A 17,414-nucleotide genomic window follows, 5' to 3' on the forward strand; every position below is an offset into this window, starting at 1 on the left:
CGAGTTCCGCCAGGCGCCGGACCGACTCGGCCGGGTCCAGGGCCCGGCGGGTGGCGTCCCCGAACGGGTCCCTGCCCTGCCAGCCGACGGTCCACAGGCCGAACGTGAACCGGTCCTCAGGGGTGGGGTTGAAGCGCTTCGACATCTGCGGCCCTTGCAGTCGTGCGATCCGGCAGCGGCGCCGGACGGGTTTGTTTGATGTGATGACTAATACGTCAAGTCGGTGTCACCGCGCTAGCCCCCGGTGGCCCGTATCTCTTCATGGCTCGATGTGAAGGGATCTACTGTCTCTGTAATCATGCCTGTTCAGCGGGTTGCCAACAAGGTTCAGGGCTCGTCGGCTGCATTTGTTTTGTGTACGATCAAATCCTGTGTGACGCTCCCGCATACCATCCGAAGGTCGCTGCTCCCCCCGAGGAAGATCATGAAGTTCACCGATGGCTTCTGGCGCATTCGCGAAGGCGTACAGATCTCGTACGCCACCGAAGTGCGCGACGTACGCGCCGAAGCGAAGCGCTTCACCACCTATGCGGCGGTGAAGAAGGTGACGCGGCGGGGGGACACGCTGAACGCGCCTCTCATCACGGCCGAGTGCTTCTCGCCCGCCGAGGGCGTGATCGGCGTCCGCATCACCCATCACTCCGGCACCCGGCGGCCGGGCCCCGACTTCGCCCTCGCCGGCGCGGCGGACGGCGTCGGTGCCGTGCGCCGGGACGGCACCGTCACGGAACTGGCCAGCGGCCCGCTGACTCTGCGCCTGGACAGCTCCGGCCCCTGGACGCTGGCCTTCCATGACGCCGACGGCCGCGAACTGACCCGCGCGAACGCCAAGAGCACCGCGTTCGCCACCACCGCCGAGGGCGCCCACCACATGATCGGGCGGCTCGCGCTCGGGGTCGGCGAGCAGGTCTACGGCCTCGGTGAGCGCTTCACCCCGTTCGTCAAGAACGGCCAGGTCGTCGACGTCTGGCAGGCGGACGGCGGCACCAGCAGCGAGCAGGCGTACAAGAACGTCCCCTTCTACCTCTCCTCACGCGGCTACGGCGTCTTCGTCAACCACCCCGGGAAGGTCTCCTTCGAGGTGGGCTCCGAGGCGGTCGGGCAGGTTCAGTTCAGCGTCGCGGACCAGACGCTGGAGTACTACGTCGTCGCCGGGCCCACCCCCAAGGACGTCCTCGCCCGCTACACGGCCCTCACCGGCCGCCCCGCGCTCCCGCCGGCCTGGTCCTTCGGCCTCTGGCTCACCACCTCGTTCACCACGTCCTACGACGAGGGGACGGTCATGTCGTTCGTCGACGGCATGGCCGAGCGCGGCATCCCGCTGTCCGTGTTCCACTTCGACTGCTTCTGGATGCGCGAGTACCAGTGGTGCGACTTCGCCTGGGACCCGGACGTCTTCCCCGATCCGGCGGGGATGCTCGCCCGGCTGAAGGCCAAGGGCCTGCGGATCAGCCTCTGGATCAACCCCTACATCGCCCAGAAGTCCCCGCTCTTCGACGAGGCCGCCCGGCTCGGGCACCTGGTGCACCGGCCGGACGGCGACGTGTGGCAGTGGGACCTGTGGCAGGCCGGCATGGGGCTGGTCGACTTCACGAGCCCCGACGCCCGCGCCTGGTTCCAGTCGAAGCTCAAGCCGCTGCTCGACCAGGGCGTCGACTCCTTCAAGACGGACTTCGGCGAGCGCATCCCGACCGATGTGGTCTGGCACGACGGCTCCGACCCGGAGCGGATGCACAACTACTACACACATCTGTACAACCGGACCGTGTTCGAACTCCTCGAGAAGGAGCGCGGGCAGGGCGAGGCCGTGCTGTTCGCCCGGTCCGCGACCGCGGGCGGCCAGCAGTACCCCGTGCACTGGGGCGGCGACTGCTGGTCCTCCTTCGAGGCCATGGCCGAGTCCCTCAGGGGCGGCCTGTCGCTGTCCCTGAGCGGGTTCGGCTTCTGGAGCCATGACATCGGCGGCTTCGAGGGCACGCCCGACCCGGCCGTGTTCAAGCGCTGGCTGGCCTTCGGACTGCTGTCCTCGCACAGCCGGCTGCACGGCTCGTCGTCGTACCGGGTGCCGTGGGAGTTCGGCGACGAGGCGGTGGAGGTCGCCCGCCGGTTCACCCGGCTCAAGCACCGCCTCATGCCCTACCTGTACGGGGCGGCCGTGACGGCCCACCGCACCGGCGTCCCGATGATGCGCCCCATGGTCCTCGAATTCCCGCACGACCCGGCGTGCCGCCCGCTGGACCGCCAGTATCTGCTCGGCGCCGACCTGCTGGTCGCGCCGGTGTTCGCCGAGGACGGCGAGGTGGAGGTCTACCTGCCCGAGGGCACCTGGACGCACCTGCTCACCGGCGAGCGGGTCACCGGCCCGGTGTGGCGCACCGAACGCCACGGCTACGACAGCCTGCCCCTGTACGTCCGTGAAGGCGCCGTCCTGCCGCTGGCCGGCGACGACAGCCGTCCGGACGGCGACTGGCTGGCGGAGCCGACCCTGCTCGTCCACCCCTCGGCCGCGCCCGCGTACACCCGGACGGTCACCGTGCCCGGTCTGACCGGCGCGCCGGCGGCCGTGTTCCGGCTCCGGCGCGAGGGCGACCTGCTGCGGGTCACCGCGGAAGGCACCGACGCGCGGTTCACGGTGCGTGTCGCGGGCGGAGCGAGCGCCACGGGGGCGGGCGAGGTGACCGTACCCCTGGCCTGACCCCCGGATCGGGGCGGGTCCCTGTCGAGATCGGGCGGGACGGCGAGGCATGGTGGAGATGTGATCGCGCTCGCCGTCGTCTGTGCCGTCGCGGGGGCCGCCAGCAATGCCGTGGGGACGGCTTTCCAGCGCAAGGCCGCCTCCACGGTGTCCCGGGGCGGCGGCCTCGGCCTGATGATCGCCCTCGTGCGGCGGCCCGCCTGGTCGATCGGCATCGCCGGGGTGGTGGGCGCCGCGGTCTTCCAGGCCCTGGCCCTGGTCAACGGGCCGATGGCGCTGGTCCAGCCGCTGTTCGTGCTGGAACTGCCGTTCGCCCTGCTGGTCGTCGCACCGCTGATGCACCGCAGGCTGCCCGCCGCCGGCTGGCGGGCCGTCGCCGGGCTGGTCGGCGGGCTCGCCCTGGTCCTGGCCGCGGCGGCGCCCTCGGGCACCCGCAACGAGGCGGCCATGGTGCGCTGGCTGCCGGTGCTGGCCCTGACCCTGGGCGCGATGGTCCTCGCCGTCCTCCTGGCCCGTCCGGCGCGCTCCTCCCTGTTCCGCGCGGCGGCCCTGGCCACGGCCGCCGCGATCGGCAACGCCCTGACGGCCGCGCTGATGAAGTCGGCCACGGGCGTGCTCGCCGACTCGGGGTTCACCGCCTTCCTGCGCACCTGGCAGACCTACGGCTTCGCGCTGGCCGGCGTCGGCGCGCTGCTGCTGCTGGAGAACTCCCTCCAGGCCGGCGCGCTGGTCGCCTCGCAGCCCGCGCTGACCCTCGGCGACGCGACGGTGAGCCTGCTGCTGGGCGTGGCGCTGTTCGGCGAGCATGTCCGCACCGGCTGGTGGCTGCTGCCGGAGCTGGCGGGCGTCCTGCTGATCCTGTGGGGCGTCCTGCGGCTGACCCGGGTGGTGCCGCACCTGATCGACCCGCACCGCTGAGACTCGACGGTGCCGCCCCTGCCCGGGCGGCGGCCCGGCGCCGGGCGGGCGCCGCCCGGTGAGCGCGCCGGTCGTCTCACCATGCGTCGGTGGCATTTGACATTAGATCCTCTTATGGCAGATAAAGAGCATGCTTTGGTCACTCAGTCGCGCAGCCCGATGTCCGCGGTGTGAGGCCGCCGTCCCTGCTACGCGAATGAGTCCGACCGTGTCCCGTGCCCTCACCGACCAGCCCGCCACCGATGCCGTCGCGCGCTGGCACGCCTGGCGCGCCGAGCGCCTGCGGGCCCTCACCGCGCCGACCGGGAACCTCGCGCTCGTCGAGACCCGCTGGCTCCCGGCCGGCGAGCGTCCGGACACGGAGCGGGCCGGCGCCGGCCGGCCGGACACCGTGACCGTCACCACACTCCGGCGGACCGACCTCGTCACCGGCGAGCCCGAGCATGGCCTGCGCCTCTGGGACGCCGACTCGCCGGCCATCCGCCGCTTCGACCGGGTCGACACCTTCCCGTACGACCCCGCCTGGGTGCTGCACGCCACCTACACGCCCGTGCCCGGGGCCCGCCGGGTGCCCTTCGAACACATCCGGGACAACGGCGGCACCCGTGACCTCGTCGTCCCCGGTGACATCACGCTCACCGTCGACGGCCGCGACCACACCCTCAGCGCCTTCGACGACGACGGCACCCTGCTGCTCGTCTTCGGCGACCCCACCAACGGGGACACGACCTACGGCGCCGGCCGATTCCTCTTCGTGCAGCGCACCGCGGACGAGGACCGCGTCCTGCTCGACTTCAACCGTGCCTTCGTGCCGCCCTGCGGGTTCTCCGATCAGTACAACTGTCCGATGCCGCCCCGGCAGAACCGCTTCCACCTGCCCGTCGAGGCCGGTGAGAAGCGCCCCGTCTTCCGCGGCGGCGTCCCCGCGCAGCACTGATCCCGCAGCCCCCTCCGCACCGCAGCACGAAAGCGCACATCACCGTGAACATCAAGAAGACCTCCCTGTACGCCACCGCCTCCGCGGCCGCCCTCGCCCTCACCCTGACCGCGTGCTCCGGCTCCGGCTCCGGCGGCAGCGCCTCCGGCGGCTCGTGGGACAAGAACGCCACCGTCAACATCGGCTCGCTCTACGAGCCGCAGAACCTCGACAACACCGCGGGCGGCGGCCAGGGCGTCACCGAGGCCCTCAACGGCAACGTCTACGAAGGGCTGTTCAAGCTCACCGACGACGGCAAGGTGGACAAGCTCCTCGCCACGGACCACAAGGTCAGCGCCGACGGGCTCACCTACACCTTCACCCTGCGCGACGGCGTCAAGTTCCACAGCGGCAAGCAGCTGACCAGCGACGACGTCAAGTACAGCCTGGAGAAGGTGATCGCGGACGACTCCCAGTCCGCCCGCAAGAGCAACCTCGAGGTCATCAAGGACATCGCCACCCCCGACGCGCACACCGTCAAGGTCACGCTGTCGCAGCGGTCGATCTCCTTCGTCTACAACCTCTCCTACGTCTGGATCATCAACTCCCAGGCGCAGAACCTGAAGACGACCGAGGACGGCACCGGCCCCTACCGGCTGGACAAGTGGACCCGGGGCTCCGCCCTGAGCCTGAACCGGTTCGCCGGCTACTGGGGCGACGCCGCCCGCAACCAGAAGGCCGTCTTCCACTACTACAAGGACGCCACGGCGCTCAACAACGCCCTGCTGACCAACGCCGTCGACGTGGTCACCAGCGAGCAGTCCCCGGACTCCCTCGACCAGTTCAAGAACAACCAGAACTACAAGGTCAACGACGGCAACTCCACCACCAAGCTGCTGCTCGCCTTCAACGACAAGGCCAAGCCCTTCACCGACGTCAGGGTCCGCCAGGCGGTCTCCGCGGCCATCGACGACAAGAAGCTCCTGGAGTCGGTCTGGGGCGGCTACGGCAAGCTCATCGGCTCGATGGTGCCGCCCACCGACCCCTGGTACGAGGACCTCACCGAGGTCAACGCCCATGACCCGGCCCGCGCCAAGAAGCTGCTCGCCGAGGCCGGCTACGCCAAGGGCTTCGACTTCACTCTCGACACCCCGAACTACGACCCGCACCCGACCGCCGCGACCTTCATCAAGTCCGAACTCGCCAAGGTCGGCATCACGGTCACGATCAACACGATCACGCCGGACGAGTGGTACACGAAGGTCTACAAGAACCACGACTTCACGGCCACGCTCCAGGAACACGTCAACGACCGCGACCTCGTCTGGTACGGCAACCCCGACTTCTACTGGGGCTACGACAACAAGCAGGTCACGCAGTGGGTGCGGCAGGCCGAGGAGGCCGGGAGCGCCGCCGAGCAGACCGAACTGCTGAAGAAGGTCAACCGCAAGACCGCCGAGGACGCGGCCAGCGACTGGCTGTACCTGTACCCGCAGATCGTCGTCGCCGACAGCAAGCTGTCCGGCTACCCGCTCAACGGCCTCAACTCGCAGTTCTACGCCTACGACATCAAGAAGAAGGGCTGATGGCGCGCTACCTCCTGCGCCGGCTGGTCTTCCTCGTGGTGTCGCTGGCCCTGGCGAGCGTGGTGCTGTTCGTGCTGCTGCGCCTGCTGCCCGGTGATCCGGCCAACGCGCTCACCTCGGTGGGCGCGAGCCCCGAGCAGATCGCCGCGGCCCGGCACGCCATCGGCTCCGACAAGCCGCTGCCCGAGCAGTTCACCCACTGGCTCGGGCAGTTGGCGAGCGGCGACCTCGGCACCTCCTTCGTCAGCTCGCTGCCCGTCGGACCCGAGGTCTCCGCCCGGCTCGACGTCACCGTGCCGCTGACCCTCGCGGCCTTCGTCCTGGCCGTCCTCATCGCCGTACCCGCCGGGTTCGTCGCCGCCCACAAGCGGCACACCTGGTACGGCGCCCTGCTCAGCGGCGTCTCCCAACTCGGCATCGCCATCCCGGTGTTCTGGCTCGGCATGATCTTCATCGCCGTGTTCGCGCTGAACGCGGGCTGGCTGCCCGCCGGCGGCTTCCCGCAGGACGGCTGGTCCGCCCCCGCGGACGCGATCCGCTCGCTGGTGCTGCCGGTCGTCACCATCGCGCTGGTGATGAGCGCGTCCCTGATCCGGTACGTCCGCTCCGCCACCCTCGACGTGCTGGGCAGCGACTATCTGCGCACCGCCCGCGCCCTGGGCTCCTCCTTCGGAGGGGCCATGTGGCGGCACGGACTGCGCAACGCCTCCGTACCGGTGATCTCCGTGCTCGGCATCGAACTCGCCTCGACCCTGCTGGGCGCGGTCGTCGTGGAGTCCGTGTACGCGCTGCCCGGCCTGGGCTCGATGCTCGCCACCGGCATCGCCCAGCACGACTACCCGGTCATCCAGGGCGTGCTGTTCGTCTCCACCCTCGCCGTGCTGCTCATCGGCTTCGCCGCCGACCTGGTCCAGCGGATCATCGACCCGCGGCTGCGCGGCCGACTGTCGGGAGGTGCCCGATGACCGGGACCGACGCGCTCGAACCGGCGCGGCCCAAGAACGCGGCACGCGCCGGGCGGCGGGTCCGCGGCACCGCCACGCTCGTCGTCGGCTGCGTCCTGGCGGGCGCCATCGCCCTGCTCGCCCTGGTCTCGTTGTTCTGGCTGCCGTTCCCGGCCGACGACACCTCCGGCGGGCGGCTCACCGGTCCCGGCGAGGGACATCTGCTCGGCACCGACAAGCTCGGCCGTGACCTGTTCACCCAGGTGATGACCGGCTCCCGGATCGCCGTCGAGGCGGGCCTGGGCTCCGTGCTCATCGCCGCCGTGATCGGCGTCACCCTCGGCGTGCTCGCCGCGTTCGCGCAGGGCTGGCTCGACGACACGCTCTCCGCGTTCCTCGACATCCTGATCGCGTTCCCGACCCTGCTGCTCGCGATGCTCATCGTGGCCGCACGCTCGGCGACCCTCGGCTCCGCGGTCCTCGCGATCGGACTGGCGCAGAGCGCCGTCGTCGCCCGGTTGGCGCGCATCCTCGTCAAGCGGGTCCTGGCGCAGGACTACATCACCGCCGCCCGCACCTCCGGCACGTCCTGGCCGCGCACCGTGCTCGGCCATGTCCTGCCCAACATCTGGCCCACCCTCGTCGTCAACCTGGCCCTGCAGTTCGGGCTCGCCGTGCTCGCCGAGGCCGGACTGTCGTACCTGGGACTCGGCGCGCCGCCGCCCAACGCCTCATGGGGCCGGATGCTCCAGGAGGCGCAGGCCACCTTCACCACCGCCCCCGCCGGCGCCCTGGCCCCCGGCATCCTGCTCGTCCTGCTCGTGATCGGCGTCAACCTCATCGCCGACGGGCTGCGCGACACCCTCGACCCGGCGACCCGCCGGAGGCGCACATGACCCTCCTCGACGTCCGTGGCCTGACCGTCCGCACCGGCGACGGCCGGACACTGGTCGACGACCTGTCCTTCAGCGTGGCGAGCGGCGAACGGCTGGGCCTCATCGGCGAGTCCGGCTCCGGCAAGTCGCTCACGACGCTCGCGGTGCTCGGCCTGCTGCCCGACGGCATGTCCGCCACCGGCAGCGTGGAACTGGCCGGCACCCAGATCGTCGGCGCGCGCGAGAAGCAGCTGACCGCCGTGCGCGGCCGGGACGCCGCCGTCGTCTTCCAGGAGCCGCTGACCGCGCTCGACCCGCTGATGCGGGTGGGCCGCCAGGTCGCCGAACCCCTGGGCAGGCGCACCGGTCTGAAGGGCGCCGCCCTGCGGGAGGCCGTGGGCGAGGCATTGGCACAGGTGCGCCTGCCCGAGCCGGAGCGCATCGCGCGCGCCTACCCGCACGAGATCTCCGGCGGCCAGCGGCAGCGCGTCGCCCTCGCGCTGGCCCTGGCCTGCGCGCCCCGGCTGCTGATCGCCGACGAGCCGACCACCGCCCTGGACGTGTCCGTGCAGGCGGAGATGCTGGACCTGATCGACGCCCTGGTCCGGGAACGGGAGATGGCGGTGCTCTTCGTCAGCCACGACCTCGCCGTCGTCGCCCGGGTGACCGACCGCGCCCTGGTGCTGAAGGACGGCCGGGCCGTCGAGGAGGGCACGGTCCACGACCTCGTCCGCGCCCCGCGCGCGCCCTACACCAGGGACCTCGTGGCCAGCGCCCGGACACTGGAGTCCGCCCTGGACCTGAGGAGCCCGCGGTGACGCCCGTACTGGAACTGAAGGACGTGGCACTGCGCCACCGGGGGAGCGCCGCCAACACCGTGGAGGACGTCTCCCTCGCCGTCGAGGCCGGGCACAGCCTCGCCCTGGTGGGCGAGTCCGGGGCGGGCAAGACGACCCTGCTGCGGCTGCTGCTCGGCCTGTCCCGGCCGACCGCCGGCGCCGTACGCTTCGACGGCGCCGAGCTGTCCCCGGGCGACCGGGCGCAGATGCGCCGCTTCAGGCGCAGTGTGCAGTGCGTCTTCCAGGACCCCTACTCCTCCCTGGACCCGCGCCGGCGTGTCGCCGCCGTCGTGGCCGAGCCGCTGCGCTCCCTGGGCATCGACACCCGGGCCGGTGCGGCGCCGAAGGTGGCCGCGGCCCTGGAACGCGTGGGCCTGCCGGCCGACGCGGCGGACCGCTATCCGCACGAGTTCTCCGGCGGACAGCGCCAGCGCATCGCCATCGCCCGGGCCACGGTGTGCGGGCCGCGCGTGCTGCTCGCCGACGAACCCGTCAGCGCGCTCGACGTCACCACCCGGGTCAAGGTCGTCGACCTGCTCGCCGAGTTGCAGCGGGAACAGGGCCTGACGCTGGTGATGGTCTCCCACGATCTGTCGGTCGTCGCCTCCCTGTGCGAGCGCACCGCCGTACTGGAACGCGGCCGCATCGTCGAACAGGGCGACACCGCCCAGGTGCTGGGCGAGCCGGCGCATCCGTACACCCGCAGGCTGATCGAGAGCGTGCCCCGCCTGCCGGTCTGACCGGGACCCGCGGTCGCCGGCCACCCGCCGCAAGGCCCGTCCGCGGTTCACTCGGTGTGGTCGCCGTCCCGCAGATGCAGCGAACGCAGCGCCGCCTCCAGAGCGAAGCGGTGCTCGGGGTCGGTGAGGCGGTCGCCGAGATGGGCGTCGAGGTTCCGCAGGCGGTAGCGCACCGTCTGGGCGTGCACGCCCAGCATCTCGCCGACCTGCTCCGCGGGCGCCCGGGTGGAGATGTGCACGCGCAGGGTCTCCATGAGCCGGCTGCGCCTGCTGCTCGGCAGCCCGTCGAGCGGCGCCAGTTCGCGGGCCGCCAGATGGGACACGAGCGGCGGGTCCGACAACAGCCACAGCGTCACCAGATGGTCCTCGCAGCGGGTCAGCGGCGCGTCGGCCACGACCCCCTCGTCGATCAGCTGGAGCACGCGGCGCGCCCAGCGGATGGAGTCGGCGGCCTGGGCGAGCGGCACCGTCAGGCCCGCGACGGCGCGCGTACCCGCCAGCGCCGTGTCCAGCATCGCGAGCCGGTCCGGGGTCAGGGCCCCTGGGACGAGCAGATGGGGCTGCGGAATGTCCAGGTCCGCCAGGACGTCACCGGCCAGTCCCGCCTCCAGATGGTCGGGCGCGGGCGAACGCAGCGCGACGAGCGTGACCTCCGCGGGCAGCGGCCAGGCGGCGGCCTCGCACAGCCCGGACACGGTCGCCTGGGGCAGCGGCGGCGCGGCGAGGATCAGATGCAGCAACTGTCTTCGTACCGCCGAGACCTCGGACGAGGCCCGCGACTGCACCTCCACATAGCCCTCGCGGGAGAGCGCCTCCAACTCCTCGACATAGGCGAACAGGGCGTCGGCGAAGGCGAGGATGACGGTGGGCGACAGGCTGTACTGACGGCCCACGGCCTTGGCGCGGCGCAGGGCGATGCGCGCGCCCAGCCGGTAGGCCCCCTGGAGGGTGTCCAGCTCCCGGCCCTCATAGGCCTCCACGCGCCCGAACTTGCGTAACAGTTCGTCGCGCAGCGCCGAGTTCTTGTCCGGTTCCGCGACGCGGTCCACGAAGGCGGCCAGGGCCTCCTCGACACCCTGCCGGATGGCGTCGGCGTTGGGGCCGTTGAGCAGCCGGCCGTAGACGGGATAGGCGCGGGTGACCTCGATGCGTATTTCCTTCATGAGACCGGGCAACTCCGGTCGCATGAAGGCCGCGAACTCCCTGGGCAGGGGTTCGAGCGGTTCTCCGACCTGCGGCGACCGTACGGTTGAAGGCATGACTGGTCGTCCCTCGCTCTCCGGCGCGCCCGATGGGGGGAGACCGGCCGGGTGCCCCCTGCTGGGCCGAGGGGGACGCCCGGCCGGTCGTCAGGTGCCTGCCTGTCTGGGCTGCTGAAGCTAAATCATGTTTCACGCGCCGTACACAGGTCGTGCACGGTTTCCTGCAGCGAGACGGGATCGGACTGCCGGGACGGCTGATAATCGCCTTTGTACGGCGCTCACTTGACGGCGGAGTTCCAGTTCCGCGCGAGGATCTTGCCGGCGTCGGGGGCGACGGTGCCGGGTGCCGTCAGACCGGTGAGATAGGTCCGGGTGTCGTTGAGGGTGAGGCTGTTCCTCCCGGCGGCGGACGGCAGCCCGGTCTTGAGATTGACCGCCGCGTCGATCAGGCCGACGCCGAGCCCGCAGCCGGCGGCGCCGGGCACCGCGAAGTCGCTGTCGTTCTGGGCCGCCCCGGTGAGGCTGATCCGGCTCATCTCGCCGTCGTCGGCGAGGGTGCCGTCGCCCTTGAAGAACGACAGCCCGAACTCGGGATAGGTGAGGTTCTTCGGCCGCAGCACGATCGGGTCGGTCCTCGTGCCGATGTAGCAGTTGGCCCCGAGGAACGGGTTCTCCAGGTGGATGCGGACCGGCAGGGCGACGATCGGCAGGCCGGTGACGACGCCCGCGCTCTGGTCGAAGTCGGAGGGCGTGCCGACGGACTCCACGGTCGCCGTGATCTTGTTGAGCGTGCTGTTGGTGAGCTGCTCGCAGATGGCCGTGATCGCGGGGATGCCGCTCGGGCACATCAGGCCCAGCAGCCCGCCGGGCACGGACGCGGAGTCCGCGATGATCGCGCCGGCGGGCGGGGCCACGACGGTGCTGGTGCCGTCGGAGTTCTGCACGATCCCCAGCTGGAGGTCGGTCCGGCCCGTCACCACGGTGGTGTTGCCCAGCGTGATGGAGCCGTTCGGCGAGCTGGAGACCACGCACTGCGGCGTCCTGGCCAGGCCGTCCGCGCCGAGCATCAGCGGCGCGTCCACCGGGCAGCGGGTGAACGGCGCCCATTCGCCGCTCAGTTGGGCCGTGGCGGCGGTCGCCGTGCCCATCGAGGCGAAGGCGCCGAGCGCGGTGCCGAGCGCGGTGACGGTGGTGGCGAGTCTGGCACGGAGCGGGAACCGGTTCATGAGGTGGCCTTCCGTGAGGGGTCCTGGCGGAGGGGAGGGACTCAGCGTTCGGGAACGGGAATCCTGAGGGGCTGCAGATCCGTGGTGCACTCGTCCGGGTTCGGCACATCGGCGGCCACGTAGCAGGTCTGGCCCTGCGTCTGTTTGACGTAGTTGCCGGGGCCGGAGACCGAGGCGGTCAGCAGGCGGTCGAGGTTCTCGCCACCGGCCCCGCAGCCGGTGAAGGCGGGGATGCTCACCTCGCCGGTCAACGGGCCGCCGGACAGCAGCAGATAGCCGGTGGCCGGCTCGCCCGTGACCTGCTCTCCCCGGCCGTGCAGCACCAGATGGTCGCCGGGGTGGTGCGCGGGATCCGGTTCGGGGGAGGCGAGGGGCTTCTCGGTCCGGCAGCTCGGCCCCACGTCCAGCGGCGTCCCGTTGACCGTGAGCGAGGTGACCCGGAGCACCAGCGGCACCCGGACATAGGTGTCCGTGCTGGTGAACACGTAGTCGGTGGCGCCGAGCGAGTCGATCGTCAGCGGGCCGGTCTGCTCCAGCACCATGGTGGCCGTGGTCGGGGTGAAGCCGAACGTCAGGAACGTGGCCTCGAACGGCGGCGACCAGGTGCGGCCCCCGTTGTACAGGTCGCCCGTGGACCGCTGTGTGATGGTGCCGCCGCTGAAGTCCGGGTAGAACTCGAACTCCGGTTCACCCTGCTCGATCAGGGTGCAGGTCAGCGGGATCAGTGCGGCGCCCTTCAGCTTCCGGACGTTCGCGTATCCGGTGATGTACGCGTTGAGCGACATCGGGCCCGCCGGGTACCGGGCGTCGTACCGGCACGGCGGCGCGTCGGGCCGTGCCGCCGTCCCGCCCGGTGCGTCCCCGCCGACCCTGGGGGCCCGCTCCCGCTGCCGGTCCGCCGGTTCGCCGCCGTCCTGCCGTTCCGGCGCGTCGGAGGGCGAGGGCGACGCGGACGGCGAGCCGTCCGTCCCGCCCGGGTCCGGGCCGACCGGCACGGCGGCCAGCAGGCCGTGGTCCGCCGCGTCCTCGGCGAGCGCGCAGGTGACGGTGCGCGCGGCGGGATCGGCGGCGCTGCCGTCCGCCGTGTCCAGCGCCAGGTCCACGGCCAGGTCCGCGGCGGAGAGCGTCAGTTCGCCGGCGCTCCGGCCGGTCACCGTCGGCACGTCGCCCGTCGCGGTGAGCGTCAGCGGCCCGGACGGCGCAAGGGCCACCGGCTGCGCGGTGCCGCGCCAGGTCGCCTCGGCGGTGGCGTCGTGCTGCGCGACGGCCACGGTGAGACGGGTCCCGGCCCGCACCTCCGCCGCTCCGGTCGCGGCGAGGTCGGCCACCGCCTCCGCCGGGAACGTGACGGTCGTGGTGACGTCGGCGGGCCGGATCGGCTCGCCCGCCGCCACCCGGTCGGGAAAGGCCGCCGAGATCCGCACCGTCGCGGGCCGCTGCCCGGACGGGAACGCGCAGACATAGGGGAGTTCGGTGTCGACCTCCCGGGTGCCCGCGGCGCCGGCCGCGGCCGGGACCGTGGCGGCCAGCACGGCGAACGCGGCGATCGTCGCGCCGCGCGCGCGGGCACGGGACGGCCGCCGGACGGCGGTGCGGGAACCTCTCATCGGCTGCTCCGCTCGGATCGTTCGGTGGTCCGGGGACGGCGGTGGCGGCCGGCGGGCGCCGGCCGAGTGCGAACAGCCCGCGGGCGCCCGGCCGGAGCACCGGCCGGGCGGGCGCGAGCGGGACGTGCCTTACGGGTTGGAGCCGACGATGGTCGGAATGGTGCTGGTGCCGCTCACCTTGACGGCGTAATTGCCCTTGAAGGTGGGCTTCGTGGACGTCGTGACCACGGTGCCGCAGCCGCTCGCCGAGGCGACGGCCAGATCACCGGAGACGCTGTTGACCGCGAGGATCCCGGTGGAGTTGGTGTACGTGGCGCTCGCCTTGCCCGTCACCGTGAACACACAGGCGCCCGCGGTCACCTTGGCGTTGACGTTGCCGACGTAGCCCGTGGTGACGCCCGCGGCGTAGTCCTCGCCGACGACCGTCCAGGGCGGGGTCGCCACGGTCGTGACATTGCCCAGGACGCTGGTGCACGGCGCGGCGCTGCTGCCGAAGGTGACGGCGTCGATGGAGGCGACGGTCGCCGGGTTGCCGGTGGCGCTCTGCATGGTGCCCGACGCGGCCGATGTCGTGCACGTCATCGGGATGTTCGCGGTCAGCACGATGTTGCCGCTGTTGGCCGCCGTGTAGGCGGCCGGTGACGGGGTCACGGTCCACACCGTGGAGGGCACCGCGGAGGCGGGGGCGACGGCGATGCCGAACGCGGCCGCGGCCGCGCCCAGGACGACGGCGGTCCTTCTGCTGGGTTTCTTCATGGCTCTGGGACTCTCCTTGTGGATTGACCGGCAGAGGTGGGCCGCCACGGAACGGACGGAGAACGGGAACGGGCGGCCCGCGGCTTTGAGAACATCGACCGCGGGCACCGACGTTACGGGCCGGAAACTTGGCCGAACAATGCCATCGCCCATGATTCTTTGAGGAACGGAATTATCTGTCCGCCCGGTGAGCACTCCATGTCGCCGCTTAGTCAGCGGATGCTAAGGACGCCGCCGCGGTACGCCCGTGCGGGGCCGCCTCCCTGATACTCACCGAATGACAAGAACGGGGCGCATTTTTGTCGCCGCGCTGACAGATTCCGGGCGGTCGGCCGGAAACTCGCACAAAACTCGGAACCCGCTCTTGCCCGCCGAGGTTACCCGGTCGTAACGTGCCGGTACCGCGCCGCTCTCCAGGTGGGTGGCGCCATGCCGGCCGACGGCGCGGTGGACGGTGTCGTACGGAACCGGTCTTTGTCTGCGCGGTGACAAAGACCGGGGGAGCCACGGAACCGTTCCTGGCGGAGGTGATATGGGAATCGAAGTGGTCGTCGAGGGCCTGACCAAGTCCTTCGGCAGACAGAACATCTGGCAGGATGTCACCCTCACCCTGCCGGCCGGAGAAGTCAGTGTCATGCTCGGCCCGTCCGGCACCGGAAAGACCGTCTTCCTGAAGTCGCTCATCGGTCTGCTCAAACCGGAAGAAGGCCGTGTCCTCATCAATGGGGTGGACATGGTGAACAGCCCGGAGCGCGACATATTCGAGACCCGGAAACTCTTCGGGCTCATGTTCCAGGACGGCGCCCTTTTCGGCTCGATGTCCCTCTTCGACAACATCGCCTTTCCGCTGCGTGAACACACCCGCAAGAAAGAGTCCGAGATCCGCCGCATCGTCATGGAGCGGATCGAGGTCGTCGGCCTGCTCGGCGCCGAGGGCAAGCTGCCCGGCGAGATCAGCGGCGGCATGCGCAAACGGGCCGGCCTCGCCCGCGCCCTCGTGCTCGACCCGCAGATCATCCTGTGCGACGAACCCGACTCCGGACTCGACCCCGTACGCACCGCCTACATATCCCAGCTGCTGATCGACCTGAACGCGCAGCTCGACGCGACGATGCTGATCGTCACCCACAACCTCGACATCGCCGCCACGGTCCCCGACAACATGGGCATGCTCTTCCTGCGCCGACTGGTCACCTTCGGCCCCCGCGAGGTGCTGCTCACCAGCGAGGAACCCGCCGTCGCCCAGTTCCTCGGCGGCCGGCGCGAGGGCCCCATCGGGATGTCCGAGGAGAAGGACGCCGCCGCCCTCGCCGCGGAGGCCACCGGCACCCGCACGGCACGGCCGGCCGGGCCCCGGGAGATCGTCCCGCAACTGGAACCGTCCCCCGGACTCCCGCCCCGCCGCGCCGTCACCCGCCGCCGGGAGCGGGTCCTCGGCCTGCTCGACCGGCTGCCGCCCGCCGCCCGCGCGGCCATCGAGCGCACCTACGCCACCGGCGGCGCCGCGCCCGCCCCCGCCGCCGGGAGCGGCGCATGATCCTCGGCGCGCTGCGGCAGACCGGACGGCTCTTCGCGCTCGCCGTGGAGGTCGGCCGGGCGATCTTCAAACGGCCTTTCCAGTTCCGGGAGTTCATCGAGCAGTTCTGGTTCATCGCGAGCGTCACCATCCTGCCCGGCGCTCTGGTCTCCATCCCCTTCGGCGCCGTGATCGCCCTTCAGGTCGGCTCGCTCACCCAGCAGTTGGGCGCCCAGTCGTTCACCGGCGGGGCCAGCGTGCTCGCCGTGGTGCAGCAGGCGAGCCCGCTCATCGTCGCCCTGCTGATCGCCGGTGCCGGCGGCTCCGCCATCTGCGCCGACCTCGGCTCCCGCGCGATCCGTGAGGAACTGGACGCGATGCGGGTCATGGGCGTCTCCCCGGTGCAGCGCCTGGTCGTGCCCCGGGTGCTGGCCGCGATGGGAGTGGCCGTCCTGCTCAACGGCCTGGTCTCGGTGGTCGGCATCCTCGGTGGCTACTTCTTCAACGTCTTCCTGCAGGACGGCACCCCCGGCGCCTACCTGTCCAGCTTCTCCGCCCTCGCCCAGCTGCCCGACCTCTACATCAGCGAACTCAAGGCCCTCGTCTTCGGGTTCATCGCGGGCATCGTGGCCGCGTACCGCGGGCTGAACCCGCGCGGCGGCCCGAAGGGCGTCGGCGACGCCGTCAACCAGTCCGTCGTCATCACCTTCCTCCTGCTGTTCTTCGTCAACATGGTGATGACCGGCGGCTACCTCCAACTCGTCCCGCCGAAGGGAGGCTGAGGCCGGTGGCCGCCCCGCTCGGCTGGCTCGACCGCTCCGGTGACCAACTGCTCTTCTACGTCCGCTCCCTGCTCTGGGCCCCGCGCACCCTGCGCCGCTATCTCAAGGAGGTGCAGCGGCTGCTCGCCGAGGTCGTCTTCGGCTCCGGCGGCCTCGGCGTGATCGGCGGCACCATCGGCGTGATGATCGCGATGACCCTGTTCACCGGGACCGTCGTGGGACTCCAGGGCTACGCGGCCCTGGACCAGATCGGCACCGCCGCGTTCACCGGGTTCGTCTCCGCGTACTTCAACACCCGTGAGATCGCCCCGCTCGTCGCCGGACTCGCCCTGTCCGCGACCGTCGGTGCCGGCTTCACCGCCCAGCTCGGGGCCATGCGCATCAACGAGGAGGTCGACGCGCTGGAGGGCATGGGCATCCGCTCCCTGCCCTATCTGGTCACCACCCGCATCATCGCCGGGGTCGTCGCGATCGTCCCGCTGTACGCGGTCGGGCTGCTCTCCTCCTACCTGGCGTCCCGCTCCGTCACCGTGCTGTTCAACGGCCAGTCCCGCGGCACCTACGACCACTACTTCAACCTGTTCCTGTCACCCACGGACGTCCTGCTCTCCGTACTGAAGGTGCTCATCTTCAGCGTGATGGTGATCGTCGCCCACTGCTACTACGGCTACCGGGCCTCCGGCGGCCCGGCCGGCGTCGGCGTCGCCGTGGGCCGCTCGGTGCGCAACGCCATCGTGCTGATCAGCCTCACCGACTTCTTCCTGTCGCTCGCCCTGTGGGGCGCCACCACGACCGTGAAGGTGGCGGGGTGA

The 17,414-nt window shown here is 71.3% G+C and carries 15 protein-coding genes and 1 pseudogene; 11 read left to right on the forward strand and 5 right to left on the reverse strand.

Annotation, left to right across the window (positions count from 1 at the left end; all coding sequences use genetic code 11):
* A pseudogene (locus CTZ28_RS31235) lies at positions 1-145 on the reverse strand (xylose isomerase); the annotation flags it as partial.
* Positions 146-424: 279 nt separating this feature from the next.
* Here CTZ28_RS31235 and yicI point away from each other — a divergent pair.
* The 8 genes from yicI to CTZ28_RS31275 all read left to right on the forward strand — a co-directional run bounded on the left by yicI (position 425) and on the right by CTZ28_RS31275 (position 9,513).
* The gene (gene yicI, locus CTZ28_RS31240; RefSeq protein ID WP_121893082.1) at positions 425-2,695 is read left to right on the forward strand and encodes an alpha-xylosidase; all 2,271 of its coding nucleotides are present in this window, start codon (positions 425-427) and stop codon (positions 2,693-2,695) included.
* A 60-nt stretch (positions 2,696-2,755) separates the two neighbouring features.
* Positions 2,756-3,613, forward strand: coding sequence for a DMT family transporter (locus CTZ28_RS31245; protein WP_121893083.1), 858 nt, complete (start codon positions 2,756-2,758; stop codon positions 3,611-3,613).
* Positions 3,614-3,809: 196 nt separating this feature from the next.
* A complete protein-coding gene (locus tag CTZ28_RS31250; RefSeq protein ID WP_121893084.1) occupies positions 3,810-4,550 on the forward strand; it encodes a DUF1684 domain-containing protein in 741 nt (246 codons plus the stop codon).
* 44 nt (positions 4,551-4,594) lie between these two features.
* Positions 4,595-6,115: an ABC transporter substrate-binding protein gene (locus tag CTZ28_RS31255; protein WP_121893085.1), complete on the forward strand. Its 1,521-nt coding sequence runs from the start codon at positions 4,595-4,597 to the stop codon at positions 6,113-6,115.
* The gene (locus CTZ28_RS31260; protein ID WP_121893086.1) at positions 6,115-7,080 is read left to right on the forward strand and encodes an ABC transporter permease; all 966 of its coding nucleotides are present in this window, start codon (positions 6,115-6,117) and stop codon (positions 7,078-7,080) included. The genes CTZ28_RS31255 and CTZ28_RS31260 overlap by 1 nt, the downstream gene beginning before the upstream one ends.
* Positions 7,077-7,955 (forward strand): ABC transporter permease, encoded by an 879-nt coding sequence (locus CTZ28_RS31265; RefSeq protein WP_121893087.1) that lies wholly within the window; start codon positions 7,077-7,079, stop codon positions 7,953-7,955. Before CTZ28_RS31260 ends, CTZ28_RS31265 begins: the two co-directional genes overlap by 4 nt.
* Positions 7,952-8,752 (forward strand): ATP-binding cassette domain-containing protein, encoded by an 801-nt coding sequence (locus CTZ28_RS31270; protein WP_121893088.1) that lies wholly within the window; start codon positions 7,952-7,954, stop codon positions 8,750-8,752. The genes CTZ28_RS31265 and CTZ28_RS31270 overlap by 4 nt, the downstream gene beginning before the upstream one ends.
* Entirely contained in the window at positions 8,749-9,513 is a 765-nt protein-coding gene (locus tag CTZ28_RS31275; protein ID WP_121893089.1) for an ABC transporter ATP-binding protein, read from the forward strand. The genes CTZ28_RS31270 and CTZ28_RS31275 overlap by 4 nt, the downstream gene beginning before the upstream one ends.
* A gap of 47 nt (positions 9,514-9,560) precedes the next feature.
* Here the strand turns inward: CTZ28_RS31275 and CTZ28_RS31280 are convergent, their stop codons facing one another.
* The 4 genes from CTZ28_RS31280 to CTZ28_RS31295 form a co-directional block, all read right to left on the reverse strand.
* Positions 9,561-10,772 (reverse strand): PucR-like N-terminal domain-containing protein, encoded by a 1,212-nt coding sequence (locus CTZ28_RS31280; RefSeq protein ID WP_121893090.1) that lies wholly within the window; start codon positions 10,770-10,772, stop codon positions 9,561-9,563.
* Between the two features lie 221 nt (positions 10,773-10,993).
* Positions 10,994-11,941, reverse strand: a complete 948-nt coding sequence (locus CTZ28_RS31285) for a hypothetical protein (protein WP_121893091.1) — start codon at positions 11,939-11,941, stop codon at positions 10,994-10,996.
* 41 nt (positions 11,942-11,982) lie between these two features.
* A complete protein-coding gene (locus CTZ28_RS31290) occupies positions 11,983-13,548 on the reverse strand; it encodes a DUF6801 domain-containing protein (protein WP_121893092.1) in 1,566 nt (521 codons plus the stop codon).
* A gap of 129 nt (positions 13,549-13,677) precedes the next feature.
* Complete coding sequence (locus tag CTZ28_RS31295) at positions 13,678-14,304, reverse strand: hypothetical protein (RefSeq protein ID WP_121893093.1); 627 nt, start codon at positions 14,302-14,304, stop codon at positions 13,678-13,680.
* Between the two features lie 532 nt (positions 14,305-14,836).
* Here CTZ28_RS31295 and CTZ28_RS31300 point away from each other — a divergent pair.
* From CTZ28_RS31300 to CTZ28_RS31310, 3 genes are read left to right on the forward strand one after another with little or no spacing between them, the layout of a single operon-like run.
* Positions 14,837-15,841 carry an ABC transporter ATP-binding protein gene (locus tag CTZ28_RS31300; protein WP_121893094.1) on the forward strand — a complete coding sequence of 335 codons (1,005 nt, stop codon included), beginning with the start codon at positions 14,837-14,839 and terminating at the stop codon, positions 15,839-15,841.
* On the forward strand, positions 15,838-16,602 hold the full coding sequence (locus tag CTZ28_RS31305) for an MlaE family ABC transporter permease (RefSeq protein ID WP_121893095.1): 765 nt from the start codon (positions 15,838-15,840) through the stop codon (positions 16,600-16,602). Before CTZ28_RS31300 ends, CTZ28_RS31305 begins: the two co-directional genes overlap by 4 nt.
* A 5-nt stretch (positions 16,603-16,607) precedes the next feature.
* Positions 16,608-17,414, forward strand: a complete 807-nt coding sequence (locus tag CTZ28_RS31310) for an MlaE family ABC transporter permease (protein WP_121893096.1) — start codon at positions 16,608-16,610, stop codon at positions 17,412-17,414.

It is taken from the genome of Streptomyces shenzhenensis (assembly GCF_003688995.1).
GTDB classification, from domain to species: Bacteria; Actinomycetota; Actinomycetes; order Streptomycetales; family Streptomycetaceae; genus Streptomyces; species Streptomyces shenzhenensis_A.

Coding starts and splice junctions, on each gene's coding strand:
- CTZ28_RS31295 (WP_121893093.1), bottom strand. CDS start 14,304: ATGAAGAAACCCAGCAGAAGGACCGCCGTCGTCCTGGGCGCGGCCGCG.
- CTZ28_RS31285 (WP_121893091.1), bottom strand. CDS start 11,941: ATGAACCGGTTCCCGCTCCGTGCCAGACTCGCCACCACCGTCACCGCG.
- CTZ28_RS31290 (WP_121893092.1), bottom strand. CDS start 13,548: ATGAGAGGTTCCCGCACCGCCGTCCGGCGGCCGTCCCGTGCCCGCGCG.
- CTZ28_RS31270 (WP_121893088.1), top strand. CDS start 7,952: ATGACCCTCCTCGACGTCCGTGGCCTGACCGTCCGCACCGGCGACGGC.
- CTZ28_RS31260 (WP_121893086.1), top strand. CDS start 6,115: ATGGCGCGCTACCTCCTGCGCCGGCTGGTCTTCCTCGTGGTGTCGCTG.
- CTZ28_RS31300 (WP_121893094.1), top strand. CDS start 14,837: ATGGGAATCGAAGTGGTCGTCGAGGGCCTGACCAAGTCCTTCGGCAGA.
- CTZ28_RS31305 (WP_121893095.1), top strand. CDS start 15,838: ATGATCCTCGGCGCGCTGCGGCAGACCGGACGGCTCTTCGCGCTCGCC.
- CTZ28_RS31265 (WP_121893087.1), top strand. CDS start 7,077: ATGACCGGGACCGACGCGCTCGAACCGGCGCGGCCCAAGAACGCGGCA.
- CTZ28_RS31280 (WP_121893090.1), bottom strand. CDS start 10,772: ATGCCTTCAACCGTACGGTCGCCGCAGGTCGGAGAACCGCTCGAACCC.
- CTZ28_RS31250 (WP_121893084.1), top strand. CDS start 3,810: ATGAGTCCGACCGTGTCCCGTGCCCTCACCGACCAGCCCGCCACCGAT.
- yicI (WP_121893082.1), top strand. CDS start 425: ATGAAGTTCACCGATGGCTTCTGGCGCATTCGCGAAGGCGTACAGATC.